Below are 26,053 nucleotides of genomic sequence, written 5' to 3'. Positions count from 1 at the left end.
CCTGTTTGCGCCAATTTGGAATCCTCTTCCGGATGCCCTCGTTCACTGAGGGCTGGAAGTCCATCTGCGTTGTTTCGGGTTACAACGCTCTCCTCCTTTACGTTCGGCTTCATACTCGTATGTATTGCCTCTGACTCTTCTGGCTTCCGAGTTCGATGAAGACTTTTACACGGGAAACGCCTTCACGAGTCAATCGGTTCGAACGGTACCCCAAGACCATACTGGCGCTGGTCATGGTTGGCCTTACGCTCATCGCAGACTTCGTCCTGACCGGGATCTATCATATTCAAAAATACGGCACGATTCATAAGTATGCGGAGCGACGAGCGTTACGTGAATCGTCTCCGGTTTTTCATCATACGCTCAAGGCCAATGGAGAGCAGCGGGAGCAAAAGTGGGGCAATCTTTCCAGTCCATTCTATACCAATTCGCTTGGCTTTAAAGACAAGCGCGTTGGTCAGGTTCAGCTAAAAACTGATAATTATCGTATCTTGTTTATCGGCGATTCGTTCACAGAAGGCATCGGGATCGCGTATGAAAAGACGTTTGTCGGCATCGTGGATCACGCCTTGTCTCTGGACAAGATTGAAGTCCTGAATGCCGGCGTTTCTTCCTATTCCCCCACGATCTATTTCAAAAAAGTTGAATGCCTGCTCGAGACGGTCGGGTTGGATTTTGATCATCTTGTCGTGTTTTTAGATATCTCCGATATCGAGGATGAAGTAAAACGGTATGACATGCAAGATGGGCGAGTGGTGGGTCTCGAGAGTCAAACATCCAGGCTGAAAGAGTTTGTGTATGAATATACGGGTCTACTCAAAAATATCTGGACTGTGGTCGTCAAGATCCAGACAGCTCTTGATCCGACTCACGAAGATCTCCGCACAGAGACGGAACGACGGTATGGGATCAATCAACAAAAAAGTTTATGGACGGTCGATGAACGCCTGTTTCGCGAGTACGGAGAGCGAGGCTTGGAGAAGGTCCGGCGGATGATGGAACGGTTGTATCGGTTACTTCAGGACCATCAAATAGGAATGACGCTTGCCGTGTATCCCTGGCCGGACCAGATCGTTCACAACGACCTATATTCCAGGCAAGTGATTGTTTGGCAAGCATGGGCCAGGGAGCGTTCAGTCAATTTTTTAAATTTGTTCCCCCTGTTCATTTCCCGTGACGGTGAGGCGAAGCAGGTCATCGAGAGGTACTTCATCGAAGGTGATGTTCATTGGAATGAAGACGGACACCGAGTCGTGGCGCAAGCATTACTCAGGAATATGCAAAGTGTTTTGCCGACGCTTTCCAAGGGGAAGCGGGGTAAGGTGGAGAAAGACTAAACTCTAGCTTATTTTTCATCCTGCACTGGGTTTTTAAGAGCGCCAATCTGCTCTATCTCGACCGTGACCTGATCGCCATGTTCGAGGAATACGGGCGGTGTCCGCGTGAATCCCACGCCAGAGGGGGTGCCGGTCAAAATAGTCGTACCCGGCAAGAGCGTGGTGCTCTGACTCAAGAAACTGATCAATGATGGAATATCGAAGATCATGTCTGACGTATTTGAATTTTGCATGACCTCGCCATTCAACCGTGTGCTAATCCTCAAGTCATTCGGATTCGGGATGTCGTCTCGAGTCACGAGATGTGGGCCAAGTGGACAAAACGTATCGAACGATTTGCCGCGACACCACTGCTTTCCTCCGCCCTCTTTTTGCCAGCGTCGGGCGCTGACGTCATTCGCGCAGGTGTACCCCAGTACATAATCGAGCGCTTCGGCCTTTTTCACGTTTTTTGCTGACCTGCCGATGATAACCGCGAGTTCGCACTCATAATCCACTTGCCCAGGAGCGACCCTCGGAATCATGATCGGCTCTTCCGGATGATTCAACGTGTTGGCGGCCTTGATGAAGAGAACGGGAAATTCCGGAAGTTTGGCGCCTGTTTCTTCCGCATGGGCTTTATAGTTCAGCCCGATGCATAAGATCGTGGGGGGAACGATCGGGGCAAGGAGCTTGGCGACCTCGGCCGTTTGATCACTTACCTGAAAATCACCGAACAGATCCCCATGGATACGTTGGGCCATGTTGTTGCCAAGAGGTTGGCCGTAGCCAATGTGACCTGTCGCATCTTGAAACCGGATAATATTCATACTACGTGTGTCCTCGGTTGAGTGAATAGACCATGGAAAATCTCATCAGCCCCATGGCCCTTTGAAACGTATTGGGATTCGCGATAAACGGGCAATAGACACAATGTATGCAACTATTCTCTGGAAGGCAAATTTTTGGAGTCAAAGACAACAGGTCCAACGGCTTGCTTGTAGGGGGTGACTGTTCTTACAAACAGCTGGAGGCGATAAAAAGAGGGGAGCAGGGGAGCGTGAGGTTACGGGTTCTTTTTCTGTAATGCGGCGGCTTCCGGAGAAATACTCACAGAGTCGATCGAGAAGGCCGTCGGGGTTTTGACTTGTCTGGATGACTGGACGCTGGTCGCCGATTCAATCAATGGAAGATCCTTCATGGCTTGAATATTCGCGGCGTTTAATGCGGCAAGGCCATCCATAGGGCGCCTCCTGGAGAATGGTTTGTAAGCACTTCAACTAGAAATCTTTTCGGTCCTTTCGCGCGAAGCCTTGACGAATACTTGGTGGAGGTTCTCAGGCAACGTTGCTGGTTGCTGTTCGTTGAAAAACAGCCGTCGTTCACGAGGGTTCTCGATGATCTCTAGAGGAAGAGCCGACAGTTGGCGCTTTGACAGGTGCATCGGCGTAAGCCTTCATGGTGGGACTCACCGTAGTGACAGGTGAGTTCCTCGCCGACCTTGATGTGGCGTAGCGAGTAAAATTCTACCCGTTCTCGAATGATTCGCATGTAGGTATTCGGGCTGCACGAGTGATTGATGAAGCGAAAGCCGTGTTTCTGTCCGGCCGCATCGATGGCCTTGCCATTATTCACTTCCACGATCGCGATGTGACGGCGTGTCTTCGCCCGTCGTCGTGCTACTCGTTGGCTAATCACTTCACCTTCGAATTCTCCTATTTTTTGCCTTGCTCGAATGGGCTCTGCGGCGAAGAGTCCTTTCCCATTGATGGGACTGGGTTGAACGTTCGTATTCACAGGCCAAGTGTTTCGACGCACTCAATCACCGCCAGCGAATGCGTCTTCTTCATGTTCTTCGATGATGTCTTCCGTTTCAATCCCCAGTCCCGCCTGGAACGACTGTCGGAGGGCGAGGACATGGTCATAGGATGGGGTATTGATGATGTCTTTCGAAAAACGTTCCATAAATCGGTCGCACAATGTGAGTCCTTGCTGGAAAAATTCTGGCAGTGGTCCCTCGGTCACCTGTTGCCAGGTGATGTAGACGAGAAATTCCTGAAAATACCGCGCGTCGGGCAATTGCTCGCCATAGCACTGTAACTGCTTGTATGCCTGTGTGGCCTCGGGGCCTTGAATGGACGAAAACGTCTCCTCGGTTTCGAGCACATCATCCTCGAACTCACCGAGTTCTCCACATTCTTCGCTTTGTCTGAGGGCTTGACGTGCGGCTATCGCTGGGTCGAAATTCATAATCTGTTTTCTCCAACCTCAAAAAATCTTCGGCTTCCTCACATGGCTGCTACGAAACTCCCGCACCGGCAAGCTTGCGCAACGCAGAATCCGGAGAAACGAGATTGCGGCCTAGGCCAAGCGATTGAGGCGTCATTCCGATAGCCAGACCCAGGAGTTGAGGGAGGTGGAGGATCGGGAGATCGATCGATGTCTTCTGCTGGCCCGCAGCTTTCGCCTGCATCCCATCTAAATTTAAATGGCAAAGCGGGCAAGGCGTGACCATAATGTCGGCTCCATGCCTTTTGGCGTCCGAGGTATGCGTCGCGACCATCGTGAGAGAGTTTGGTTCATTGATCGTGAGAATCGGGAATCCGCAGCATCGACTCTTGCCGGGAAAATCCACGACTTCCGCCCCGAGGATTTCGATGACGCGCTCCAGGGCTTTGGGGCGATCGGGATGTTGGTCAAACTGGAGGGCATCGGTCGGACGTTGCAGGTAACAACCATAAAAAGGGGCGGCTCGCAACCCGGTCAGGGGTTTTGTGATGTACTGCCTGAGTGTATCCTCTCCGACGTCCTCCAATAAGATCCACACGAAGTGCCGGATGCTCGTGGTGCCTTGATACTGTAAGCCTTCCTCTCCCAGTATCTGATTGATTTCCGCGAGGTACGCCGGGTCGGTCGTCATGCGATGGTTGGCCTGACTCATCACTCCTTGACAGGTCGAACAGATCGTCATGATGGGCAACTGCTGTTGTTCGGCCAGGGCAAATGTCCGCGCGTTGAGCACATCGCCTAACCGCCGGTCTTTTTCCTGGAGCACGCCTGCACCGGTGCAGGAGGCCGTGGTCATTTCTTCAAGCTCGATCCCGATCTTGGGGTAGACTTGCATGACCGATTGATACAGTTCAGGGCACGCGCCTTTCGAGACACAGCCGGGGAAGAAGGCGTATTTCATGGGTTTCTCCTTACGCGAGCAAACAGCCGCTTGATCTGTTCAATGCCGGGAATTGCACGGTGGAAAGGGCCGGACGGTGGAACTTTCTTGTGGCGCAACGATTGAAGTGCCACTGGAATCATGCCGAGCAGGCGGCGCCAGTTTCCCAGTCCAAACGTTCGCAGGGCCAGCATCGGTTCATCGAGCAGCCCTTTACGCTCAATAATATCCGTAAAGACTTCGGCATGGCGTGAGCCGCATGTCGATGAAACGTGTTCGTCCATGCCTTTGGCGCGCAATGACATGATGCGGTCCATCGGACCAACCCCTTTGGGGCAGACTTGTATGCATTCCATGCATCTGGTGCAATCCCACATGCCGCCTGGCTCGTTCAGGGCGTTGAGCCGTTGGGCTTTCTGTCCGTCACGAGGATCGGCGACGAATCGATAGGCTTTGGCCAAAGCCGCCGGGCCCACAAATCGCGAATCGACTTCCAGCACCGTACAGTCGGAGACGCAGACGCCACACATAATGCAGGTCATGACGCCAGACAGATGACTCATGGCTTCTGCCGGCGCGAGGTATTCAGCCTCTGGCGTCGCTCCGCTTGGTTGCAGCCAGGGCCGAACCTGGCGAATCTTGTCCCAAAAGGCCGACATGTCCGTGATGAGGTCTTTAATGACGGGCATGTTATTCATGGGTTCGACGCGAATGGTTGTACCTTCTTGAGTGGCGGTGACGATCTTTGTTTTGCAGGCTAACGTGGCATGGCCGTTGATCCGCATGCCGCAAGACCCGCAGATGGCACCACGGCATGAACACCGAAGTCCGAGTGAATCGTCGAGTGTCTCTCGAACCTTAATGAGCCCGTCCAGGACGCTGTCCGATGGCTCGAGTTCGAGTTCATAGTCTTGAAAAAATGGCGCCGGAGCCTGCTGCTCAGGATTGAACCGGCGTATACGAAGCGTGGTGCTCATCAATACACCCGGGCTTGTGGTTTCCACTGAGTAATGCGAACGGGAAGATAATCGATGTCTGGCGCGCCGTTCCCGCTATGATATAGCAAAATGTGCTTCAGCCATTCGTCGTCGTCCCGATCCAGATAGTCTGTTCGGAAATGCGCCCCACGGCTTTCTTTGCGCGTCAACGCTCCGGTGATGATCGTCTCTGCGCAATCCAGCATGAATCCGAGTTCCAGGGTGTTCATGAGGCCGGTATTAAAGACGCGGCCTTTGTCCTTGATTCCGACCGATTTCCATCGTACTTTGAGCGACTCGATGACCTTTCGTGCGGTATTCATGCCATCTTCGTCTCGAAAGACGGAAAGGTGCCGATTCATGGTCTGGCCCATCTCCAATCGGATTCGGGCGATCGTATCTTCTTGTGCGGGTCTGTTGAGTATCGAGGCCACAAAACTTTGATCGCTGTCCACCACGGCTTCCGAGAGGCTTGGCGCGGAACATGTCTTGGCGTACTTTGCGGCACAGACTCCGGCGCGTCTTCCGAACACGACGGTATCCAGCAACGAATTCGCGCCGAGACGATTCCCGCCATGGAGACTGACGCAGGCCGCTTCGCCGGCGGCAAATAATCCTGGCACACCCTTCCATTGCTCGTGGATGTCCCAGCATCGTCCGTCAATATCCGTTTTTATCCCTCCCATTTGATAATGCATGCCCGGGCGGATAGGGATCGGTTCTTCCGCGAGGTCAATATTCGCGAAGGTTTTGGCCTCCTCATTGATTTGCCGCAATCGGTCGTGGATGAACGCTTTGCCGAGGTGCCGGCAGTCCAACAATACACAACCATTGATGCCGCGACCCTCATTGATCTCAAGTTGTTCGGCTCGTGAAACGACATCACGGGAAGCCAGCTCCATCATGTTGGGAGCGTACCGTTCCATAAATCGTTCCCCTTCACTATTGAGCAGATACGCTCCTTCGCCGCGAGCGGCTTCGCTGATGAGGAGTCCCTTCCCTTTGAGAGTCGTGGGATGATACTGGACCATTTCCATATCCATGAGAGGAGCACCAGCCCGATAGGCCAGCGCCATCCCATCGCCAGTGCAGATCAACGCATTGGTACTGGGTTCGTACACACGACCAAGCCCGCCAGCGGCCAAGATGACGGCCTTGGCCTTGAACAGGGAAAATTTCCCCGTTCGAATTTCGAACGCGATGACCCCGGCGCATCGTCCATGATCGTCCTTGACGATGGAAGTGACGAACCATTCCTCAAAGATAGGGAGTTTGGCTTGAAGGATTTGTTCGAACAAGACGTGCAACATGGCTTGTCCCGTGAAATCAGAGACAAAGAATGTCCGGGCGCGTTTCTGTCCACCGAATCGGCGGGTTCCCAACCGTCCTTCCTCATTTCGGTTGAAGATCACTCCCATGTGTTCCAAGTCGATAATATCCTGCCCGGCTTCTTGCGCTAAGACTTCTACGGCATCTTGGTCGCCCAAGTAATCGCTGCCTTTGACGGTTTCGAACGCGTGATCCTCCCATTTATCTCCCCGGTCGGTCAGCGCGGCATTGATGCCTCCTTGTGCAGCGTTGGAATGACTCCGGACCGGATGAACTTTGGTCAGAACCCCGACGCTCACACCTTGATGGTGGGCAGACAACGCGGCTCGCATTCCGGCGAGCCCAGCTCCGATAACCAGGACATCGTAGGTATGAACAGTGGTCATGGGTATATTACAGAGAGGGAGGAATCAGTAAGCATGTCCCGCAGGCGAATGAATGGGTTCTGTTCTGTTTTTCTTCATGGTTGCGAAAAGCCCTATTGGATGGTCATGTGGCCAGTTTCTCTTCAACGTCAAAATAGTCGTCCTCAAAATATTTTTGTGCGACGCCGCTGGCCATGGCCGCTTTGGCGACCGCTTTTGTCACGGCGACGTGCACGGTTAAATCCAAGGGGCTGGGCACGATCTCGCCCTGGGGCGTGGCCTCGACGATGGCTTGCACGGCGGCCAGCAACATGGAATCATTGATGGCCATGGCTCGAGTTTCCAGGGCTCCTTTGAAAATGCCGGGATAGGCCAGCAGGTTATTGACGTACCGCCCATCCGAATAGAACGCGGCTCCGGCGCTCAGCGCTTGTTCTTCGGTAATTTCCGGGATGGGATTGGTCAATGCCAGAATGATCTGCCGAGGCTTCACCATATCCGGCTTGATTAATCCTTCAACGCCGGTCGTGGAAATGACGACATCGCAGCGATTCATGATCTCTTTCAATGTCGCACTGTTCCGGCGAAACTCTTCCAACCGGTTGACCGCGGAGGGATTCTTGTCACAACACCAAACGTCTCGTTTGGTATAGGCCATGATCAAACGCGCAATGGCACTTCCAGCGGCGCCGAGTCCGACCTGACCGATCTGAACTTTTTCCAGGTCGCCTTTGACGATTCGACATGCATTGATGACGGCCGCGAGACAGACGACGGCGGTCCCATCTTGGTCGTCATGCATAACGGGAATGCTCAAACGTTTCACCAGCTCGGTTTCAATCTCAAAACATTCCGGGGCAGAAATATCCTCTAGGTGGATGGCGCCAAATCCTGGAGAAAGACGGATGGCGGTGTCAATGAACTCCTGTGGATCTGTCGTATTGATGGGGATGGGGACCATGTTGTAGCCGGTGAATTTTCGAAACAGAGCGGCTTTGCCTTCCATGACGGGCATGGCGGCCAGCGGACCAATGTTCCCCAAACCCAGGGTCCGGCTTCCATTCGTCAAGAGCGCGACTGTATGGTGAATCCAGGTGTAATTGTAGGCCTCACTCGGGTCTTTTTGGAGAAGACGGCAGACATCCGCCACGCCTGGAGTATAGACCAGCCGCATGTCGTTGACGGTTTCAATCCTGGTATTGAGTTCCATCCTGATTTTTCCACCTTGATGCCGTTCAAGCACTTCATCGATGATCTGCAGAATGGTGGTCTCCTTCAATTTTCGAATGGCCTTGAGGACACGCGCAAAGTGTTCTCGGTCTTGTGTAATGATGGTGACATCGCGCCAGATATAGTACTTGCCAAGCTTCCGCGTTTTGACATCTCCGATGCTCCCGCCTTCTTTGGCGATTGCCGTCATGAGTTGCGCCAACACGCCGACTTGATTTTCACTCTTATATCGTACCATCCGAATAAATTCTGTTTTCCCGGTGAGCGATACGACGGGCTTATGATCTGCCATGGTTTTTTTCTCCGGCGATTCGTGCAGCTCACATCGTCTGCGGTCGTTCTCCGCGGCCCCGCAGGCGTGAACCGAAAATCTGGTTGTAGGGTGATAGCAACGTGAAGGGTAATTGATAGAAGGGAGGACGGCCACTCACCTTTTCAACGAGCGTTTCTCAAGATCGTTGTGAAAATTTTAACTGGATTGGGGTTGACGTGCGTAAGAATGTGAACACACACTTTTACTATATAAGGTTTTGTGGGTGAGCACAAGTGGGCTGAAGCGGGATGGCGGGTAAAATCACAGGACACCAAATCTTTTTAGAGGTGCGATGAAACTCGTTTAAACTCGCCCGAACATCGTACCCCTGCTCGTGGCCAAATTCGACGATTGTTGTCGCCACGGTATTTCAAGGTTTTGCGAAGACAATGAAGGATATGGGAAGGGAGGAATCATGCGGAAGAAGGCGGGTTGTTCCGTGACGCGAGAGGTTCATAGGGGCGGTTATGAGGGCCATCGTAAAGTTGGTCTGGGCGGAAGAGGTGATTGTGCTGATACTGCTCAAAACAGTGCGCGAGCCATCCCGCGACGCGTGCCATGGCAAAGATTGGAGTGAAGAGGTCAGTTTCGAGGCCCATATGATGGTAGATAATGCCTGAGTAAAAATCGACGTTGGGTCGAATGCCTTTGTGACCGACGCGTTGCTCCATCTCTTGTTCAACGGCTCGTGCGATCCTGAACAATGAATCCTGTTTGTGAGTGTGGTCCATTTGCCGTGCGAATTCCTGGAGAATGAGGGCCCGAGGGTCTTTGACTTTGTACACCCGATGACCAAATCCCATGATTTTTTCTTTTGCCGCCATTTTCCGATCAAGGTAGGTGGAAACGTGTTCAACCGAGCCAATTTCCCTGAGCATATGAATGACCGCTTCATTCGCTCCGCCATGAAGTGGACCTTTCAACGTGCCGATTGCGGAGGCAATGACCGAGAACGGATCGGCGAGAGTCGAGGCCGTGACCAGACCGCTAAAAGTCGAGGCGTTCATCGTATGTTCGGCATGCAGAAGCAGGCTGGTGTCAAAGAGTTTCGCGATGGCGGGATCCGGGGATTGTTCGAAGAGCATGTAAAAGAAATTTTCCGAGTAGGAAAGTGAATCATTCGGTTGAATCTGGTGATCGCCACGGCGAAGTCGAGCGAACGCGGCGACGATCGTCGGGAGTTTGGCTAGGAGCCGAATGGCCGACCAATAGCGGGCTTCGGCATCCTGGACGTTGGGGAGCGGATAGAACATTCCCAGGGCCGCGACGGCTGCTTGCAGAGCATCCATCGGATGCCCATGCTCTGGAAGACATTTCATCAGATCGGTAATGCGATATTTGATGCGGCGGTGCCGCATGAGATCGGACTCGAATTGTTGAAGCGCTGACCGGGTTGGGAGCTCATTAAACAGGAGCAGATACGCGGTTTCGGTAAATGTGCCATGAGTCGCCAGTTCTTCAATGCGAATGCCGCGATACTCCAAAATCCCCGCTTGTCCGTCGACCCAACTGATATTGGATTTTGTCGCAGGTACTCCTGCTAGTCCTGGGAAAAAGTCTCGCATAAGCTCACTTCGTCCTTTGAAATTATTGAGGATACAACGACGTCTTCTTTCAGTATACTCTGTTTTTGTAAATGTCCCCAACTCTGTCAGTCGAATTTGTTATACTACCCCGGGCCGTCAGGGTTGAGAGCATTCGCATCGTTCATCAAAAATTTTGAGGAGGACCATTCATGATGGGGCAGATTTGGGCACGACAGGGTACGACACTCTTGGTACTGTTGACGATGGTATGTCTGTCAGGAGGTCTCGTGTTCGGAGACGAGGGACATCGCCATTCCGGGATGATGGAGCGGCATCAAGGATCAGGACATGGCGGCATGAAGCATCATGGTTCGTTATCGCCTCTGGGAATGCAACGGGAACTCGGGTTAACGGAGGATCAAATAAAAGCCCTGGCTCCGGTAGAAACAGGGTATCGCAAGACAATGATCAAGAATGGAGCCGATCTCCGTGTTGCGATGATCGATTTGGGTACGTTACTGGACCAAAAGGAAACCGATCGAGCCGCGATTGCCAAAAAGGTTGATGAAATCGGAGGCTTGCAAAAGCAATTCATGCTGTACCGGGTCGATACGTTGCTGAAGCTCAAAGAGATTTTGACTCCCGATCAATATCAACAGTTTCGTGACCGATTGAAAAAACAGATGAGCCTTGGGTCGGGTGGCATGCATGGCATGGCGGATATGAAGGGACATGGTTCCATGGGCAAGCACGGATATGGGCAAGGTCATTCCGAGGGCTATAGCCATGGTAAGGATCTTAAAAAAGGCCATTGATCTGAATATCTCCGGGCGCATCCTCCTATCACAAGAGGAGTGGTGTGTCTGAATCACACGTTTGATCAGTGTTTTTCCGCGACGATGAGCCAACTAATCCGTTTTGGTGTTTCCCTCGAAAAAAAGCTTCTGGCCGCCTTTGATCGTCACATTAAACGGAAGAAGTATCAGAACCGTTCTGAAGCGATTCGAGACCTCATCCGCAATCAACTGGTGGGAGAAGAATGGGGAGGAAACAACGAAACGGTTGGCACCATCACACTCGTGTATGACCATCACCAGGCGGATGTGCTTCAACAATTGACACATCATCAGCATGAATACGGGCGGTTCATTATTTCCAATCTTCATGTGCATTTGGATCATGATCATTGCCTGGAAGTCATTGTGGTCAAAGGACGTAGTGCCGCCTTGGTTGATCTGGCAAATTTACTGATTAAAACCAGAGGGGTGAAGCATGGACAGCTCACCATGACGACTACCGGAAAATCCCTCAAATAGCCACCTTATCTTAGCCTTCGTAAGGGATCCTCGCACTCCTGGTCCTTTCGCCTGAAAGACAGGTGCTGAATTTCCTCTCTCGCATCGTTCCATTTCCTATTACCCATAAATTCGATTGACGTTATTTTGCGGGCCTTGGTATAAGGAGTGCCACAAATTTTTATTTTGTGCTACCGGTCGAATTTATGTGCCTCTCGTTTGTTCCGCGCTCTTCCACCTAATGACGTATCCCTATCCTGTCTTCTTTCATCGAGCGGTGTGGATTCCGGCTATTGTGTTCTTTGTCTTCTTCGGTCAGTTGTGGACACAGCCTGCATTCGGAAACGATCAAGAAGACATCACCGTTTTGGAGGAGGTCCTGGTCGTTGGAGAACGGCCTGTGGCGGCCTCGTCCAATCGAATTATCCTGAATGAAGACATTCTGCTCCAACCTCAAGGCCGTCCAGCGGATTTGCTCCGGTTGGCTCCCGGCCTTATCACCTTGGAACATTCCGGCGGCGCTGGAAAATCAGACCAATATCTGCTGAGAGGATTTGATGCTGATCATGGCACTGACCTGGCCATTCATGTAGATGGGATGCCCATTAATATGCGCAGCCACGCGCACGGACAAGGATACGGGGACATCAATTTCATTATCCCGGAAACTATCGAGGAAATCGTCGTTAAAAAAGGACCCTATCATGTGGAATATGGCGACTTTGCCACGGCGGGCGCCGCCAATTACGTCACGCGTGACTGGGTGCCTCACACGATCGTGCAATCGGCAGGCGGAAGTTTCAACACGCAACGGCATCTGTTCATCACCTCTCCCTTTCACGAAAAATTCCGCACGCTGTTGGCCGGGGAATTCTATTACACCGATGGCCCGTATGACTTTGTCAATCGCAATACCCGCTATAACGGGTTGGCTAAATTCACTGTAGACCCTTCTGAATCCTCTCAACTCAGTGTGACCCTGACCCAATATTATGGACGATGGAATGGATCAGGCCAAATTCCTTTGCGAGAGGTGACTTCAGGGAGATTGGACCGTTTTGGGTCCCTTGACCCTAGTGAAGGCGGACAGTCGATCCGAACGACCGGTCGCTTAGATTACTCTGCCGATCTTCCCGGTGGTGGGACTGTTTTCGCCCGTCTGTGGGCTCAATATTATTATCTCTCTTTGTTCACTAATTTTACGTTCTACCTCAATGATCCGGTGAACAGTGACGGCATTGAACAGACGGATCACCGTTGGCTGACTGGAGGGGATATCGGCTATCGTCAGATTTTTCGATTCTTCGGTTCTGAGGGCGCCATGACGGCCGGACTTCAGACCCGGTTCGATAACATTCGGGTCCGTCTGGGCACGCAACACAAACGCTCGTCTTTAGCCATCACGCAGGAATCAGACATTTTTGAATCCTCCTATTCTCCATATCTCAGGTTGGACCTACAGTTTTTCCCCTGGCTGCGATTTGTCGGAGGCGGACGGGTCGATGTGTTCACGTATCATGTGAAGGATCGTTGTGGCGCTGCCTGTTCGGTCAGGCCGAATGGGTTCGCTTCCGATGCCATCACCAGCGGAAAGGCCAACCTGATTTTTGGCCCCTGGGACCAGACCGAATTCTTCTTGAATGTTGGCACGGGGTTTCACAGCAATGATGCACGGGATGTCGTGGAAAATTCATCAGCCAACACCTTGCCGAGAGCTGTTGGGTATGAAGTCGGCATCAAGAGCCATCCGTGGGACTGGTCGGAAATTTTGGCTACATTTTGGCTGTTGGATCTGGAGTCCGAACTGGTGTTCGTGGGGGATGAGGGCACGACGGAAAGACGTGGAAAGACCCGCCGCCTGGGCATGGAATTCAGCGCTCGCCTCACTCCGCTGGAATGGCTCACTCTTCGAGCAGACATCACGTATACTCATGCCGAGTTCAGAAAAACCGGCGATTCCGTTCCTTTAGCTCCGGAATTCACGGCCTTTTCAATGGTGACAGCCCGCCTTCCAATGGGACTCTCCGGGACATTACAAATGTTGACCGTGGGAAGTCGGGCCGGCACGGAAGATGACAGCGTGAAACTGGAACCCTTTACGATTTTCGACCTGATTCTTCGTTACAAAATACCCGTTAGGCCACCAGCAGGACGTTTGGAGGCCTTTTTCAGCATTCGCAATTTAACCGATACCGATTGGCGTCAGGCGCAGTTTTTCTATGCTTCCCGTCTTTCTGGAGAACCCGCCGGTGGCGTGTCCGATATTCACTTTGTTCCGGGAACACCTCGAATGTTCATGGGGGGGCTGACTTGGTTTTGGCCGGAGTAGACTTTGGACGAAAGTCATCCTTTAGCCATCGCACTTTTGGTGTGTAAGGTATCGAATAACGACTCAAGTTGGAAGGTATTGTAGTTTCCCGTCCGATTAGCGTGTGGGATAAATTCACAATCCCGAACGGTTTGCGCAATTTAGAACCATACTCGAACCCCCACCACAAAACGAATCTGACTTGAATCTCCGCCCTCTTTCCTGACGAAGGTCGCGGTTTCGCCAAAACTTCTATCCAAAGAAACTCCTACGTAGGGCGCGAATTCACGCCGGATTTCATAGCGCAGACGTGCGCCCCCTTCCACGTTATTGAGTCCGGAACCGGTTGTGAATTTTTTGACCCGTTGAATGGCCGCGTTGGTTTCTAGGCGTAGTTGGAGGATCAGGCGTTGACTCAAGGACAGGTCTTTGGTCGTCGTCAGACGAGCGGACACATGGCCGAGACAACTCACAAATAGGGCGGACTCAATTTCATAGTTATAAGGCACCAGTCCCTGCAGTCCGATGACGACTAGCCCACGCGTCACATTGTGATCACGATAGGATTGCGTTTCAAGACGACCGCCGACCTGAAAATCGTAATACTGTTGAAAAAAACGTCCGTAGAGCAACTGGGAATCTGCATCGTAGTCGGCTTTAAAAGCACTGTTCTGTTGTCCTTCAGTTTTAAACCAGAGGCGGTTATAGTCCCCTCCATACCAGCCTTCGATATCCCACCTGTAATCGTTTCCACTCTCTGACCCGCCCATGTTTGGACGATATTCAAGGACGTCAGCGAGAATAAAGATATGTTTCTTCTCATCCTCCACAGGACTGGGCCAGTCAGTCTGGGGGGCGACGTTTGGCAGGCCGTCCCTCTTTTCTGTTGATGCACTTAACGGAGCCAGCTGGTACATCTCTACAATTTTTTGAGGAGTTGAGCGAGTGGACGTACTTGAAGGAGTTGATGGGGGGAAGGTCGTCTTGGCGAATGCGCTGACCGCGTCGAACCCCATGCCCAGGAAACCGACTACCGTTAATAAAAGAACGGTTCGAACGGAGGCGTTCATGATCACATCTGGCTCTTTTGGTCAGTGACCTCGATGACTCGAAACATTCCTGCCTTCATATGAAAGAGCAGATGGCAGTGAAATGCCCAACGCCCCGGCGCATCAGCGGTGATGGCAACAGAGAGTCGCTCTGCCGGCTTGACGATCACCGTGTGCTTCCGAGGCAGGTAGACCCCCGTGCCATTCTCGAGGTGCATCCACATGCCGTGCAGATGCAGGGGATGTTCCATCATCGTGTCATTCACGAAGGTTAAGCGAAGACGTTCACCAAACCGAAACTGAATGGGCTCTTTGGCTTCCGAAAACTTTTTCCCGTCGAATGACCACATATAGCGCTCCATGTGGCCGGTGAGGTGGAGCTCGATCTCACGCTCAGGCTTCCGTTGGTCGGGGTGGGGTACAAGGCTCTTTAAATCGGTATAGACCAACACGCGCCGGTCACTGTTGCCGAGTCCTCTCCCAGGCTCGCCACTACGATTCTGAGAATGCTCCGCCACAGCTTGATTGCCCGTCCCGTGATGGTCGGGGCCATGCTTGACCGGTTTAACGCCGGGAATCGTTGAATGAGATGGATCATCTATCGGCATATCTGACAGCCTGTTCATGTCGTGCGCGTGTCGTGTTTCCGGGGTCTCGATCATGCCCATGGCTTGATGGGGCAAGTGGGCGTGGCTCGCATGAGAAGTCTCGTCCATATTTTCCATGTCCATACCGGCCATACCCATGTCATCCATCGTCCGGAGTGGCCTCGATCGACGTTCAGGAAGTGGCGCACGCATGCCGGCGCGCGGAGCCAACGTGCCGCGGGCGTATCCGCTTCGATCCATCGTCTCAGCAAAAAGAGTATAGGCCCGATTTTCGGTAGGATTGACGATGACGTCGTAGGTTTCCGCCGGACCGATGCGAAATTCGTCCACCACAACGGGCTGCACGTTTTGTCCATCTGCCTGGATGACGGTCATGCTGAGGCCGGGCAAGCGTACATCGAAGAACGTCATTGCCCCCGCGTTAATGATGCGCAAACGGACCCTGTCGCCTGGACAAAAACGCCCAGTCCAATTCATTTCGGGCGACAAGCCGTTCATCAAATAGGTATACGCATAACCGCTGACGTCGGCGAAGTCCGTCGGGTCCATCCGCATCCTGTCCCACATCAAATAATTCTGCAGTGTGGACCACAACCCCTGTCGCCTCATGTCAGTAAGAAATTCGCGAGTGGCGCGCTTCTGAAAGTTATAGTAATCAGGTACTTTTTTGAGATTTGCGAAGAGCACTTCCGGTGACTCGAATGTCCAATCCGAGAGCACCACTACGTATTCACGGGTATACTGGAATGGTTCCGGCTCGATCGGATCGATAATCAGCGGTCCATAGACCCCTGACTGCTCCTGCCCTCCGGAGTGGCTGTGGTACCAGTAGGTGCCGTTTTGTCGAACCGGGTAGCGGTAGGAAAAAGTCGAGGCTGGCTTGATGCCGGCAAAGCTCACGCCAGGCACGCCGTCCATATCTTGCGGTAAAATCAATCCATGCCAATGAATCGACGTGTCTTCCTCTAATCGGTTAGTGACGTTGAAAGTGACGGTTTGCCCTTCCTGCAGGCGGATCAAAGGCCCCGGCACCGTGCCATTGATGGTCTTCGCCATGCCAAGTTGATCTCCAATTCGAAACGGAGTCTCCGTAATCCTTAAATCGATGGAATTTCCACGCAATGGTGAGGCGGGTGTTGCTCTATTGATCGCTGCACATGCCCAAATGTAGGAGGGGATGAACGGGGTCAGGGCAGCCGCGAGCCCCATCGTTCCGATGCGTGCTAGCAACGCACGCCGTGTTATCTCGTGATGCTGGCTATTCATGTTTCTGTTCCTTGTTACGTGCTTTGAACCTTGACGTGTGACCCTCGTTTTATTTTTCTCGAGCGCTCTTGCTGACATCCATGCCGAGCATGAAACGGTGACGAAAATAGTCAGCTCATCCCAGAACCCCCATGGATTCTGAACACTTTTGCTATTCAGTCGTGAGGAATGCTCAATTTAGAAAAACGGAGAAGAGAAGATGCCGAAGAGGGTAGGTCGTGGGGTAGGGTAATCGTTCATGACCTAGAAAATGAAAAAGACCGAAGCGAGGAATGTCGTGTAACCCGGAGACCGTGACCGCAGAAATAGAGCCTACAGACACATCGTCATTTGCAAAAATTTCCGAAGATGATGTGCTTAATTGGTCAGGGCAGTCGCTCGTCATTAATAAAGAAGTGGAATGGTGAGATGTTGGTTGCGAGTGATGTATGTCGGTGGCGGAGGCCGGCATGGGGCAGTACAAACCACCTGCCCCGCAAAGCACAAAAGCAAACAGGATAAGGAGGACACAGCCTTTTACTTTTGGCGAAAATTGTAAATTCATGTGTACGTATGGATTGCCTTTCACGCTTTTCTATTAGCCTAACTCTCTTTCATGGATATGTACAGCACACTGGATATCACCACAGAAATGTTTCCTGAATTTAAAACAGCTTGCTCAGTGAAATTTTTTCCTGTCATGACCTCCTTGGCCGCGTCATGCCTTCTGCCAAAGAGACCGTATCTGATGTTTGCCGGTTCAAGTCCTGATGGCGGCTTCCGGTGGTGTGATAGAACATGGAGTAGCGAGCCAGGCCAGGTTGGAGTATCGATGGCTGGGGCCCCGTGCGCTTGCAAAAGGAGAGGCTACTGCACCTATTGAAGGGAGGTTTCGTCTGGAAGCAACCCCTGCCGGATCAACTCTGTGATGATCGCCTGCTTTGATTGGGCAAAGGTAAGTTGTAATTCTTCGACGGAATCGCCGTGTTGAAACTTCATTTTTAAGAATTCATGCCGCCCGTTGGTGATCCAAAACGTTTCATCGTCTTCCGCTCTCGGCGCATACTCCAGTTTTTTTCCACAAATCCACATCCAGTCGATGCCTTCTTTATCGGGCGTGAGGCGGGGACGGTCCTGTTCCTTTTCCTCCCAAATCGCTAGGCGAATCAGATCAATCACCACGTTCCGGTCTTCTTGGGCAATGGGGGGATCTAGGGGCAGGTGAGCTTTGTTATCCAGATCAGCTTCGATCCGTGCAATAGCCTGTTTCAACCGCCGTAAGCCACGCTGAACCTGTTCACTACGATCCATACCGCGTAGAATAACACAAACCAATTGTCCATTTTACGTTCAAGATTATGGGAGTGTTGAATCCTGTGAGGTGCGGTCGCTGCCGGTTCCATATCGAGAATGACCACAGACAATCATAACACCGTATCAGCGGTATTATGATCGCCTGTAGCCGTATCGGTGAGCCCCTCCTATCAGTGAAAGGCGAAATTATCCTGACTTTGGCTCTTCATAATCAGTCAGCATATTCGGCTGAATCTGCCACTTTTTCGAGTGTATTGATGCTAATGTGCGGCCATCGCGCTCGATCAGGATGCCCGTCCTCTCGTGGCCGGAAAAAATCCAACATCACCACTTGGGAGTACTGCAACCGAAGTTTCGGACGCCCATATTGGTCTTTTTCCTTCAACTCTTGAATCCAAAAAGTCGACTTCATACTTGCCGGCTCAGCCTGCTTTGTCACGAAAGGCGCGTTGACGATGCCAGCGTTTTGGCGAGTGGTGTCAACAGTCAAAACCGTCGTGCGCTTTATGTCAATGCTCTGATTGGCAAACCGGAGAATTTCATGCATGTCCTTCGGATTGAATCCCGGATATCCCGGAATACCCTGAACATCGCCCATGAATGGATTATCAATGTAGTGCTTGTAAGGAGCCAGATACGGATCGGTCAAGAAGTTGGAGTCAGGTGTAGATAAATCCTGGAATTGTCCAATTGGTAGACCACTCACAGGCGGGATGTCCGGCATTCCCTTCTCGGTAGTTGCGGTGCCGAGGGCCAGCACTGAATTCCCGTGGGGGACGGCAGCCAGCCGAGCAACCTCGATGACTGCATCAGCCATTTTAATCCCTCCGTCAGGCGTATCCGTTATATCTTTGTCGATGGCCCTCAGGTTTTTCATGTAGAGCCAGAGACCGGGTTCATGATGGATCGGTTTTCCGATCACGCCGGCAAGACCGCCACTGTCTGGATTATCCTCTGCTTTCCCTTGCGTGATAGATTGCTGGTAATCCAGTGCAACCACAAATTGGTCATCGTCCGGGCTCCCAGGCGGGTTGTTGCTGGAGTCGAGAACACCTTTTAATCCCCGGTTTTCAACATTGTCACTGACTGTCGTGAATACCAATTCTTCATCGTATTGATTCATAAGAATTCGGAATTTGAAGCGTGCCCCGTCAAATGGAAGGGCGATCATATTCCATCCAGTTCCTTTCCCCTCCCACTTTCCAGGGAGTAATCCTAACGGACCTAATGCTTTCGATCCGATTGCCCCCGGTTTGCAACTCCGCCTGAACTGTGCTGATTTCTTCACTTGTTCCTCCATTCATTATAGGATTATTAATAATAAGGGGATGTTCCGCTCTAACAATCGGAATCAATACACTTCCCAGGATAAGCCTCAAGGCCTCAGACTGTTTGAACGCACACCCATCACCAGGTTTGAAAGCCTGGTGAGTTCGACCGGCATAAGCAAATTATGGAATCGACTGTTTTTTCGTTTTCGATCCCCGAAGTTTATGGAATGTGGGATGTCGGACCTCTTCGCTTTACCCAAGCCAATCGATGTTCCTTTGACTCGATGTCCGATATTCCGGTAGCCAATGTAGAAAAGGGACCAAGACACGTTGTTTCAGCATTTAAGTAGTCCGATGCCGATAAGAAAGAAGCAAAATATACAGTACTGAACATCGAACTTAAAGTCTTGTCGCAAGCTGCTAATCCGCTAACCAATTTCAGGTCTGTTCGTGATAGCCGTTTCCAATAACTTCCGTCTGGTTCAACGTACGGACCGTACGGGGTGTGTCGTCTATATCGATTGGCACGTATTGGGATTCGCTCTGCCTCACATGACCTCAGCCAGGTTTTAGCAGACACGATCATCACTCACACGATTACTTCACTGTTACTGAAGGGATCCGCCACCGACCAGCAGACACGAATCGTCGACTGTGTGGCTGAGCCAGGGTATGGTTGTCATCTCATGGCTTAGAGGACGAATAGTACGGACCACTTTTGGAGATTCGCCGGACGAGGACGTAAAATTGCCTTGAGCTCTGTTGCTCTATATGGGAAAAATGAGTCGTAAAGATTTAACGAATCGGTTCAGGAGAATCGATGCATTGAAATGGGTAAGGATCTATGAGTAACGAAAAGAGATGTAGCCATCCCCTGACATGTTGGCAGGAGTTCTGCGGGATGCGGAAAGACTATCTCACGTCACTGGCCACGGTGGTCGAACGGGGCGTCACGAGAACAGATACGCGCCATCCGGCATTTTGTGGGTGCATCGACTGGCATTCCAGCGTCCACGGGACCTATGCATTGCTCGTGGCTTCCCGGTTGACGGGCCATACACCATGGTTTGATGCGGCAGAGGCGGTCTTGCGATCGGAGCGATTGGCCGAAGAATTGACCTGTTTACAATGTGGTGAATTGGATCATGAGTTGCCATATGGATATGCCTGGTTTTTGAAGCTGGCCCAAGAGCGCGAACGATGGGGACGACATTCGGATGTACACGTGCTCGCTACGGAAATTGCCACGCGGTTAGAACACTGGGTTTTTTCGTTATCCGATGACGACATTCTTCATTATGCATCGCGCCGGGAGTACGGCAATGTGTCCTGGGCCGTGTTGAACCTGTGGGAATGGAGTTGCTGGCAAGAGAATACCGCGTTGCAGAAAAGATTGATGACGTTGACGAGAGAACGATTCATCCCGCTCGACCGGCATTTTCCGGCATCCTATGATGAGCACATTGATGAGTTTTTCGGGGCATCGCTTCAACGCACGAGAACGATACTGTCTGTTCTGCCGTCTGACGAGGCGAGGGCTTGGCTGCATTCTTTTTCTTCCGATATTTTGCGGCTGAAGCCCAATGTGATTGCTCCAAAACCCCATTCAGCAGGGTTGAACTTCAGTCGAGCCTGGGCCTATTGGACCCTTTTTACAACCACTGGGGATGCAGCGTATCGGGATCTCTACATGGATCATGTCGTCACGCATATGGAGAAAACGGAATTCTGGCGGGACGACTATAAACAATACAGTCATTGGGTGCCGCAATTCGGGATCTACGCGATCGCATTGAGTATGGGTGAGAAAGGAATGTAAAGGTTGGAAAACAATATACTGTAACGTAGCCTTAAGTAGTAGGCTAGTATCAGACTGTTTCTTTGTCAAACGTTAGAAAGGTGCTTGAGATTTACTGGTAATCACGTTTTATTACTCTGCGATGTCCTCGCTACATATGTGCTCCTGCTGTCTGCTTTTCCGCATGATACGAACTTCGGACGAGCGGGCCGGATTCAACATGTTTGAAGCCGAGCGTGAGAGCTTCTTCTTTTAACATCTCAAATTCTTGTGGGGAGTAGAATCGGGCCACGGGCATGTGGTCTTTGGTGGGCTGGAGATACTGCCCGACGGTCAGGATATCGCAAGACACTTCATGGAGATCGTGCATGACTTCGCGAACCTCGTTGGTCGTTTCGCCTAAGCCAGCGATAAGTCCGGATTTGGTGGTCGCCCCCGATGCCTTCGCGTGTTTGAGCAGGTCGAGCGAACGTTGGTATTTGCCCTGAGGGCGGACAGACGGAAACAAACGAGGAACCGTTTCAATATTATGATTAAGGATATCAGGGCGTTCGGCAAGAACGGTTGCTAATGCCTCTTCATTACCCTGAAAGTCTGGTATCAGGACTTCAATGCCGCACGTCGGAAGTCTTTCACGGATTTGCCGTATCGTCTCGGCAAAGATCGATGCCCCGCCGTCCGGTAATTCATCACGATTGACCGAAGTAATCACGGCGTGGCGCAGTCTCATGGCTTCAACGGCTTCCGCGACGCGACGCGGTTCTTCGTGGTCGAGGCCGGTGGGTCTTCCTGTCTCGACAGAACAATAATGACATCGTCGTGTGCATATGTCTCCCAAAATGAGAAATGTGGCCGTACGATTGTTCCAGCATTCCCACATATTCGGACACCGTGCTTCTTCGCAGATGGTGTGAAGACCGCGTTCATCGATGATTGTTCGGATATCCCGATAATCGGGGCCTTGTTTCAACTTCACCTTGAACCATTCCGGCAGACGTGGCCGCGGGCCAGGCTTCTTGATCGTTTGGACTTGCGTGATGGGTACAAACGTCATCGCGATGGATTACTTTCTCTCGGGGATAAAGAATTGACAGATTGAACGCGGATCGTCGTCTGGGAAAGCATAGGCAAACAACGATTCACGTCGGCTACTCTACTGGGTTTGGAAGGAAAATTGCTAGTGGGCGCTCAAGCAATTGCTTCAATGTGTCTAACAATTGAGAGCCTTGCTTTTCATCGAAGCCTGGTTGTTGACAGGTCAGCGTGACCGTTGCGCGACGATCCACCGTAACGGTTCCATCTTTTTCCAGCCGGACATCTCGAATGGCGCCGATTGAAAGGGCAGCTGTTTGGGGTGGGGTCAGAATCGGGACGCAGCGTTCGATGGGGTACATGCCGAGGTGGAGTATCGAGAAACGGGCGCCTGATTCCTTTTCACAAAAGCGCGGATCAACTCGTGTTTGCTTTGTCATAACTTGGATTTCACGGGAAAGTTCAGCGATATTTTTTCGCCCACAGTCGTGAAGTGTTGGTGTGAGGACTCGATCGTCCACAATGATGCCGATGCCAATGTCTAGAGAATGCCCTCGACTTGAGAAGATCTCAAGGCAAGTTGGCAGACGGGAGAACGCGAGTGCGGCCGCTCGAACATAGAGTGTCGTCAAGCTCAGTGGCATGTGCTGAATGTCTATCATTTGTTCACGAAGTCGTTCGCCTTCGGCCATGCTCACATCCGTCGTCAGGTGAAAACGGGGTATGTCGTCATCGTTAAGAGCAGAGGACCGAGTCGTACTCGATTCCTGTTTTCTTTCATTCAGCGCATGAGACGGAACTGCTGATTCCGAGTCACTCGCTGCGTGGGCATGGGGAATTGTGGTGAGTTCTTCTGTTTGAGGACGATGGCGGCTCGTGGGTCGACCCGTTGACTTTGACGGTGTCTGAAACACGCCGGTTTTATCTTGAATCTTCAGCGCTTCTTGTACGATAGACTCCGTGTCATCGTCTAAATCTCCGATGATCGCCAGCATGGTGTCAGTCTTTACCGAGTGTCCTTCCTGGATGAGAATATGACGGAGAAATCCTGATCCATGCGCCTCTAATTCCATGATGGCGGTGTCGGTCTCGACGTCGGCGATGATATCCCCCTCTGTCACGGCTTCGCCTTCCTCCATTTTCCACACAAGGATGGACCCATGGGTCATGTGTTTAGTGAATTTTGGCATGGTGACGCGTGTGATCATGAGAGGCTCCGTGGGTTGTTCGTGCGGGCGATTTTGGGACATCAGGCGAAGAAGATGCCGCATTTTTTACATCGCTGGGTAGACGTTGTGGAAGCGCGGCAAACACGGGAGGCATGGGACACCCCAACGAATCGGCGACGGCGCGAAGCAATTCGCCTTCTTCAAGGGTCACATGACGATCCGCCAAGATACAGGCCGTGCAAGCTTTGATGATGGTTCGCTTAACCTCTGGTGTCGTCCGGGCCAAGGCGTAGAGAGTCAGGTCTAGCGAAGCTAATGTGCACTGACTGGCCGGAGCGAGCGTAAGCGAAGGCATCTTGAGTTCTTGTTTGCCAGCGCGAAAAGCGCGCATGACGTCGTCGTTGTTTCCCTTTCCGTAATGGGCAAGGGCGGATAGCAAATCGCCACAGTGATGAGCTATCCGTTTCAGCGAATGGCACGGCAGAGTAAATGGCGCGGCTGGATAGAAATGAGGGTCGAGATGTCGCAACATGACTCGCCGTAAGGTCCAGCCGAAGAGAGCGCCCTGATTCTTTTGTGGAATGATGTTTCTCACGTTCGCTTTAAACTGGGAGTATTGTGGCTCGGACAGGAGCTTCAATGTGGGTATGACCAGATCAATGAGGGGAAGACGGGCGGCAAGCTCGAGGTTTTGCATGACTGGCTCGAGTTTGAGCGTTTCTTGATAGACGACGTGGTCGGCATGCGACGCTAATCGGCTGACTTGAATGGCTCTTGTCTGCGCATCGGAAGACAGCAGTAAGGCATATATCACGGCTCGCGCTCCGAATGGCTCATGAACGGCTTCGAGAATGACCGGCGGGACTCTCGAAAGGAGCGTGTGGATATAGTTCACATGGCGAGGATGCGAAGCGCCGATCTGATCCACAATCGAGTCTGGAGTGGGCTGCTGGTATGCCGGGTACGAATTCGTTCCAGCGCTTGATGCCGAGGCGAAAGATATTCCTCTATCGGTCGCCCTCGATGAATGAGAAGTTTGCGTTGAATGACTCGATGGTGGTTGGACGGAAAATGTCGGATCGATACGCCGTATGCGTGTGATTAACGGTGGATGGGTCGCAAACAGGGTTTCAAGTCCGGACAACAGGCCATGAGAGAAAAACATATGACTGATTTGAGGCGCTTCCGGATGATGGACAATGGAGCCTTCCTTCACGTTCCCGATCTTCTTCAATGCGTTGCCGAGTCCTTCAGGATTTCTGGTAAACTGGATGGCTGAGGCGTCGGCCAGGAACTCTCGTTGACGGGATACGGCAGCTTTGACCATGCTGGCCAAGACCACCCCGATAGATCCCACCACCCGCAGCGCGCCCCCGACGAGAAGACTCAAGACAATACTCAATCCATGTACGGGGGTGAAAAAGTTGCTCGTATGAGCGCTATAATTGAGAGACCAGTTGAGCATCGTCCGGCCTAATGCTCCCAGCCCTTGTAATCCGTACAGCAATCCAATCATTTCTAAATTCAATCGCATGTCTCCATGGAGAATATGGCTGAATTCATGGCCGATCACTCCTTGAAGTTCATCGCGAGTGAGCTGCGTCATCGCGCCGCGAGTGACGCCAATGACCGCATCATCCGCCGTGTAGCCAGCCGCGAACGCGTTGATCCCCTTCTCTTGCTCGAGAACGTAAACTGGTGGTGGAGCCATTCCCGAGGCTAAGGCCATTTCTTCCACGACGTTGATGAGTATGCGCGCGGCGTCGGAGGGGCTGGAGGGATCAAGGCGTTTCCCGCCGAGAAGTTCGGCGGCCCACGCGCCGCCAGCGTGCAGTTCCATGAATTTAATGGCGCACCCCAAGGCGATCACGATCAGGCAGAACAGGCCGACGAGGCTGAACAGCGTAAGATCCCAGCGCCAGAAAAAGTCCCAGGAGAAGGGCAGCGAGGGATCAGTCTCAAGCGCGGACCTCCACTCAATCCACGACATCGTTCCCAAGATAGTCCAATAGATGCCGACAATCGTCACCGTGACGGCGAGCGCGAACAGACTTTGAAGCCATCGGGTCTTGCGTCGAGCCTGATCTTGATGTCCAAAAAAATCCATGGCGCGCTCATGCAAAAGCGACTTGTGGAACCTGACGTTTTTGAACTTCTTCGATTTCGAGCAGTTGCGCCGGCTTAAAATGAAATCCGCCGGCCACGAGATTGACCGGGAAGGTTTCGCGTTGCGTGTTATAGATCATGACCGCGTCGTTGTAGGCTTGGCGGGCAAACGCCACTCGATTTTCAGTAGACGTCAGTTCTTCACTGACCTGTCGCATATGCTTGTCGGCTTTGAGGTCAGGATAATTCTCCATGACGGCAAAGAGACGGCTCATCGTGCCGGTCAACAGGCCTTCTGCACTGATTAAGCCCTGAATCGCTTTGGTATCTTCGGGATTGGCCGAGGCTTGCTTGGTGGCTTGAGAGGCTTGATTCCTTGCATGAATGACGGCTTCCAGCGTTTCACGCTCATGCTTCATGTAGGCCTTGGCGGTTTCCACGAGATTAGGGATAAGGTCGTACCGTCGCGTGAGTTGCACATCGATCTGGGCAAAGGCGTTCCTGAAGCGATTGCGATACGCGATGAGCTGATTGTATGAGTTGACGACCCAAAAGGTCAGAGCGGCGAATGCCAAGCACATCAGAATCAGAAAGATGGTGGCGCTATCCATACGTCCTCTCCTTCTTGTCAGA

General features: G+C 52.0%; 23 protein-coding genes. 6 read left to right on the top strand and 17 right to left on the bottom strand.

The genetic code is table 11. The features are described 5' to 3' along the window. The first annotated feature begins 155 nt into the window (after window positions 1-155). Window positions 156-1,337 carry a hypothetical protein gene (locus MRJ96_00820; protein ID MDR4499983.1) on the top strand — a complete coding sequence of 394 codons (1,182 nt, stop codon included), beginning with the start codon at window positions 156-158 and terminating at the stop codon, window positions 1,335-1,337. A gap of 8 nt (window positions 1,338-1,345) precedes the next feature. Here the strand turns inward: MRJ96_00820 and MRJ96_00815 are convergent, their stop codons facing one another. The 9 genes from MRJ96_00815 to MRJ96_00775 all read right to left on the bottom strand — a co-directional run bounded on the left by MRJ96_00815 (window position 1,346) and on the right by MRJ96_00775 (window position 10,264). Then, the gene (locus tag MRJ96_00815) at window positions 1,346-2,146 is read right to left on the bottom strand and encodes a fumarylacetoacetate hydrolase family protein (protein MDR4499982.1); all 801 of its coding nucleotides are present in this window, start codon (window positions 2,144-2,146) and stop codon (window positions 1,346-1,348) included. A gap of 236 nt (window positions 2,147-2,382) precedes the next feature. Next, the gene (locus tag MRJ96_00810; protein ID MDR4499981.1) at window positions 2,383-2,559 is read right to left on the bottom strand and encodes a hypothetical protein; all 177 of its coding nucleotides are present in this window, start codon (window positions 2,557-2,559) and stop codon (window positions 2,383-2,385) included. Window positions 2,560-2,720: 161 nt separating this feature from the next. Continuing rightward, window positions 2,721-3,113, bottom strand: a complete 393-nt coding sequence (locus MRJ96_00805; GenBank protein MDR4499980.1) for an SET domain-containing protein-lysine N-methyltransferase — start codon at window positions 3,111-3,113, stop codon at window positions 2,721-2,723. 21 nt (window positions 3,114-3,134) lie between these two features. Continuing rightward, the gene (locus MRJ96_00800) at window positions 3,135-3,566 is read right to left on the bottom strand and encodes a hypothetical protein (GenBank protein MDR4499979.1); all 432 of its coding nucleotides are present in this window, start codon (window positions 3,564-3,566) and stop codon (window positions 3,135-3,137) included. A 49-nt stretch (window positions 3,567-3,615) separates the two neighbouring features. Next, window positions 3,616-4,506 carry a CoB--CoM heterodisulfide reductase iron-sulfur subunit B family protein gene (locus MRJ96_00795; GenBank protein MDR4499978.1) on the bottom strand — a complete coding sequence of 297 codons (891 nt, stop codon included), beginning with the start codon at window positions 4,504-4,506 and terminating at the stop codon, window positions 3,616-3,618. Beyond that, window positions 4,503-5,462 carry a succinate dehydrogenase iron-sulfur subunit gene (gene sdhB / locus MRJ96_00790; protein MDR4499977.1) on the bottom strand — a complete coding sequence of 320 codons (960 nt, stop codon included), beginning with the start codon at window positions 5,460-5,462 and terminating at the stop codon, window positions 4,503-4,505. Before sdhB ends, MRJ96_00795 begins: the two co-directional genes overlap by 4 nt. Then, window positions 5,462-7,177: an FAD-binding protein gene (locus tag MRJ96_00785; GenBank protein MDR4499976.1), complete on the bottom strand. Its 1,716-nt coding sequence runs from the start codon at window positions 7,175-7,177 to the stop codon at window positions 5,462-5,464. The genes sdhB and MRJ96_00785 overlap by 1 nt, the downstream gene beginning before the upstream one ends. A gap of 103 nt (window positions 7,178-7,280) precedes the next feature. Continuing rightward, a complete protein-coding gene (locus MRJ96_00780) occupies window positions 7,281-8,678 on the bottom strand; it encodes an NAD-dependent malic enzyme (protein ID MDR4499975.1) in 1,398 nt (465 codons plus the stop codon). Between the two features lie 434 nt (window positions 8,679-9,112). After that, window positions 9,113-10,264: a citrate synthase gene (locus MRJ96_00775; protein MDR4499974.1), complete on the bottom strand. Its 1,152-nt coding sequence runs from the start codon at window positions 10,262-10,264 to the stop codon at window positions 9,113-9,115. Window positions 10,265-10,434: 170 nt separating this feature from the next. Here MRJ96_00775 and MRJ96_00770 point away from each other — a divergent pair, with 170 nt between their 5' ends. The 3 genes from MRJ96_00770 (at window position 10,435) to MRJ96_00760 (ending at window position 13,849) form a co-directional block, all read left to right on the top strand. After that, window positions 10,435-11,040 carry a Spy/CpxP family protein refolding chaperone gene (locus MRJ96_00770; GenBank protein MDR4499973.1) on the top strand — a complete coding sequence of 202 codons (606 nt, stop codon included), beginning with the start codon at window positions 10,435-10,437 and terminating at the stop codon, window positions 11,038-11,040. Between the two features lie 84 nt (window positions 11,041-11,124). After that, window positions 11,125-11,541, top strand: a complete 417-nt coding sequence (gene nikR, locus MRJ96_00765; GenBank protein MDR4499972.1) for a nickel-responsive transcriptional regulator NikR — start codon at window positions 11,125-11,127, stop codon at window positions 11,539-11,541. 220 nt (window positions 11,542-11,761) lie between these two features. Beyond that, entirely contained in the window at window positions 11,762-13,849 is a 2,088-nt protein-coding gene (locus MRJ96_00760) for a TonB-dependent receptor plug domain-containing protein (GenBank protein ID MDR4499971.1), read from the top strand. A gap of 140 nt (window positions 13,850-13,989) precedes the next feature. Here the strand turns inward: MRJ96_00760 and MRJ96_00755 are convergent, their stop codons facing one another. From MRJ96_00755 to MRJ96_00740, 4 genes are all read right to left on the bottom strand, one after another. Then, on the bottom strand, window positions 13,990-14,898 hold the full coding sequence (locus MRJ96_00755) for a copper resistance protein B (protein ID MDR4499970.1): 909 nt from the start codon (window positions 14,896-14,898) through the stop codon (window positions 13,990-13,992). Window positions 14,899-14,900: 2 nt separating this feature from the next. Then, a complete protein-coding gene (locus MRJ96_00750; GenBank protein ID MDR4499969.1) occupies window positions 14,901-16,751 on the bottom strand; it encodes a copper resistance system multicopper oxidase in 1,851 nt (616 codons plus the stop codon). An 855-nt stretch (window positions 16,752-17,606) separates the two neighbouring features. Further along, window positions 17,607-18,041, bottom strand: a complete 435-nt coding sequence (locus MRJ96_00745; GenBank protein MDR4499968.1) for a hypothetical protein — start codon at window positions 18,039-18,041, stop codon at window positions 17,607-17,609. A gap of 214 nt (window positions 18,042-18,255) precedes the next feature. Then, on the bottom strand, window positions 18,256-19,332 hold the full coding sequence (locus MRJ96_00740) for a heme-binding protein (protein MDR4499967.1): 1,077 nt from the start codon (window positions 19,330-19,332) through the stop codon (window positions 18,256-18,258). Window positions 19,333-19,818: 486 nt separating this feature from the next. On the opposite strand from MRJ96_00740, the gene MRJ96_00735 reads away from it, so the two are divergent. Further along, complete coding sequence (locus MRJ96_00735; protein ID MDR4499966.1) at window positions 19,819-20,010, top strand: hypothetical protein; 192 nt, start codon at window positions 19,819-19,821, stop codon at window positions 20,008-20,010. Window positions 20,011-20,216: 206 nt separating this feature from the next. After that, window positions 20,217-21,134: a DUF2891 domain-containing protein gene (locus MRJ96_00730; protein MDR4499965.1), complete on the top strand. Its 918-nt coding sequence runs from the start codon at window positions 20,217-20,219 to the stop codon at window positions 21,132-21,134. Window positions 21,135-21,264: 130 nt separating this feature from the next. On the opposite strand, the gene lipA is transcribed toward MRJ96_00730, so the two are convergent. The 4 genes from lipA to MRJ96_00710 form a co-directional block, all read right to left on the bottom strand. Next, the gene (gene lipA / locus MRJ96_00725; GenBank protein ID MDR4499964.1) at window positions 21,265-22,167 is read right to left on the bottom strand and encodes a lipoyl synthase; all 903 of its coding nucleotides are present in this window, start codon (window positions 22,165-22,167) and stop codon (window positions 21,265-21,267) included. 94 nt (window positions 22,168-22,261) lie between these two features. Beyond that, the gene (locus MRJ96_00720) at window positions 22,262-23,353 is read right to left on the bottom strand and encodes a 2-oxo acid dehydrogenase subunit E2 (GenBank protein ID MDR4499963.1); all 1,092 of its coding nucleotides are present in this window, start codon (window positions 23,351-23,353) and stop codon (window positions 22,262-22,264) included. Then, a complete protein-coding gene (locus tag MRJ96_00715) occupies window positions 23,319-25,421 on the bottom strand; it encodes a M48 family metalloprotease (protein MDR4499962.1) in 2,103 nt (700 codons plus the stop codon). Before MRJ96_00715 ends, MRJ96_00720 begins: the two co-directional genes overlap by 35 nt. 7 nt (window positions 25,422-25,428) lie before the next feature. Further along, window positions 25,429-26,031, bottom strand: a complete 603-nt coding sequence (locus MRJ96_00710; GenBank protein MDR4499961.1) for a LemA family protein — start codon at window positions 26,029-26,031, stop codon at window positions 25,429-25,431. Between the last annotated feature and the right edge of the window lie 22 nt (window positions 26,032-26,053).

The organism is Nitrospirales bacterium, assembly GCA_031315865.1.
GTDB lineage: Bacteria > Nitrospirota > Nitrospiria > Nitrospirales > UBA8639 > JAGQKC01.
The sequence above is the reverse complement of the archived record's forward strand: the minus strand, read 5'-3'. Positions and strand labels throughout refer to the sequence as shown.

What these genes read in the sequence shown, in the direction of transcription:
- MRJ96_00710 (MDR4499961.1), bottom strand. Translation starts at nt 26,031, where the DNA reads ATGGATAGCGCCACCATCTTTCTGATTCTGATGTGCTTGGCATTCGCC.
- MRJ96_00780 (MDR4499975.1), bottom strand. Translation starts at nt 8,678, where the DNA reads ATGGCAGATCATAAGCCCGTCGTATCGCTCACCGGGAAAACAGAATTT.
- MRJ96_00820 (MDR4499983.1), top strand. Translation starts at nt 156, where the DNA reads ATGAAGACTTTTACACGGGAAACGCCTTCACGAGTCAATCGGTTCGAA.
- MRJ96_00720 (MDR4499963.1), bottom strand. Translation starts at nt 23,353, where the DNA reads ATGATCACACGCGTCACCATGCCAAAATTCACTAAACACATGACCCAT.
- sdhB (MDR4499977.1), bottom strand. Translation starts at nt 5,462, where the DNA reads ATGAGCACCACGCTTCGTATACGCCGGTTCAATCCTGAGCAGCAGGCT.
- lipA (MDR4499964.1), bottom strand. Translation starts at nt 22,167, where the DNA reads ATGACGTTTGTACCCATCACGCAAGTCCAAACGATCAAGAAGCCTGGC.
- MRJ96_00745 (MDR4499968.1), bottom strand. Translation starts at nt 18,041, where the DNA reads ATGGATCGTAGTGAACAGGTTCAGCGTGGCTTACGGCGGTTGAAACAG.
- nikR (MDR4499972.1), top strand. Translation starts at nt 11,125, where the DNA reads ATGAGCCAACTAATCCGTTTTGGTGTTTCCCTCGAAAAAAAGCTTCTG.
- MRJ96_00770 (MDR4499973.1), top strand. Translation starts at nt 10,435, where the DNA reads ATGATGGGGCAGATTTGGGCACGACAGGGTACGACACTCTTGGTACTG.
- MRJ96_00730 (MDR4499965.1), top strand. Translation starts at nt 20,217, where the DNA reads ATGCGGAAAGACTATCTCACGTCACTGGCCACGGTGGTCGAACGGGGC.
- MRJ96_00815 (MDR4499982.1), bottom strand. Translation starts at nt 2,146, where the DNA reads ATGAATATTATCCGGTTTCAAGATGCGACAGGTCACATTGGCTACGGC.
- MRJ96_00800 (MDR4499979.1), bottom strand. Translation starts at nt 3,566, where the DNA reads ATGAATTTCGACCCAGCGATAGCCGCACGTCAAGCCCTCAGACAAAGC.
- MRJ96_00715 (MDR4499962.1), bottom strand. Translation starts at nt 25,421, where the DNA reads ATGGATTTTTTTGGACATCAAGATCAGGCTCGACGCAAGACCCGATGG.
- MRJ96_00760 (MDR4499971.1), top strand. Translation starts at nt 11,762, where the DNA reads ATGACGTATCCCTATCCTGTCTTCTTTCATCGAGCGGTGTGGATTCCG.
- MRJ96_00755 (MDR4499970.1), bottom strand. Translation starts at nt 14,898, where the DNA reads ATGAACGCCTCCGTTCGAACCGTTCTTTTATTAACGGTAGTCGGTTTC.
- MRJ96_00795 (MDR4499978.1), bottom strand. Translation starts at nt 4,506, where the DNA reads ATGAAATACGCCTTCTTCCCCGGCTGTGTCTCGAAAGGCGCGTGCCCT.
- MRJ96_00810 (MDR4499981.1), bottom strand. Translation starts at nt 2,559, where the DNA reads ATGGATGGCCTTGCCGCATTAAACGCCGCGAATATTCAAGCCATGAAG.
- MRJ96_00750 (MDR4499969.1), bottom strand. Translation starts at nt 16,751, where the DNA reads ATGAATAGCCAGCATCACGAGATAACACGGCGTGCGTTGCTAGCACGC.
- MRJ96_00775 (MDR4499974.1), bottom strand. Translation starts at nt 10,264, where the DNA reads ATGCGAGACTTTTTCCCAGGACTAGCAGGAGTACCTGCGACAAAATCC.
- MRJ96_00785 (MDR4499976.1), bottom strand. Translation starts at nt 7,177, where the DNA reads ATGACCACTGTTCATACCTACGATGTCCTGGTTATCGGAGCTGGGCTC.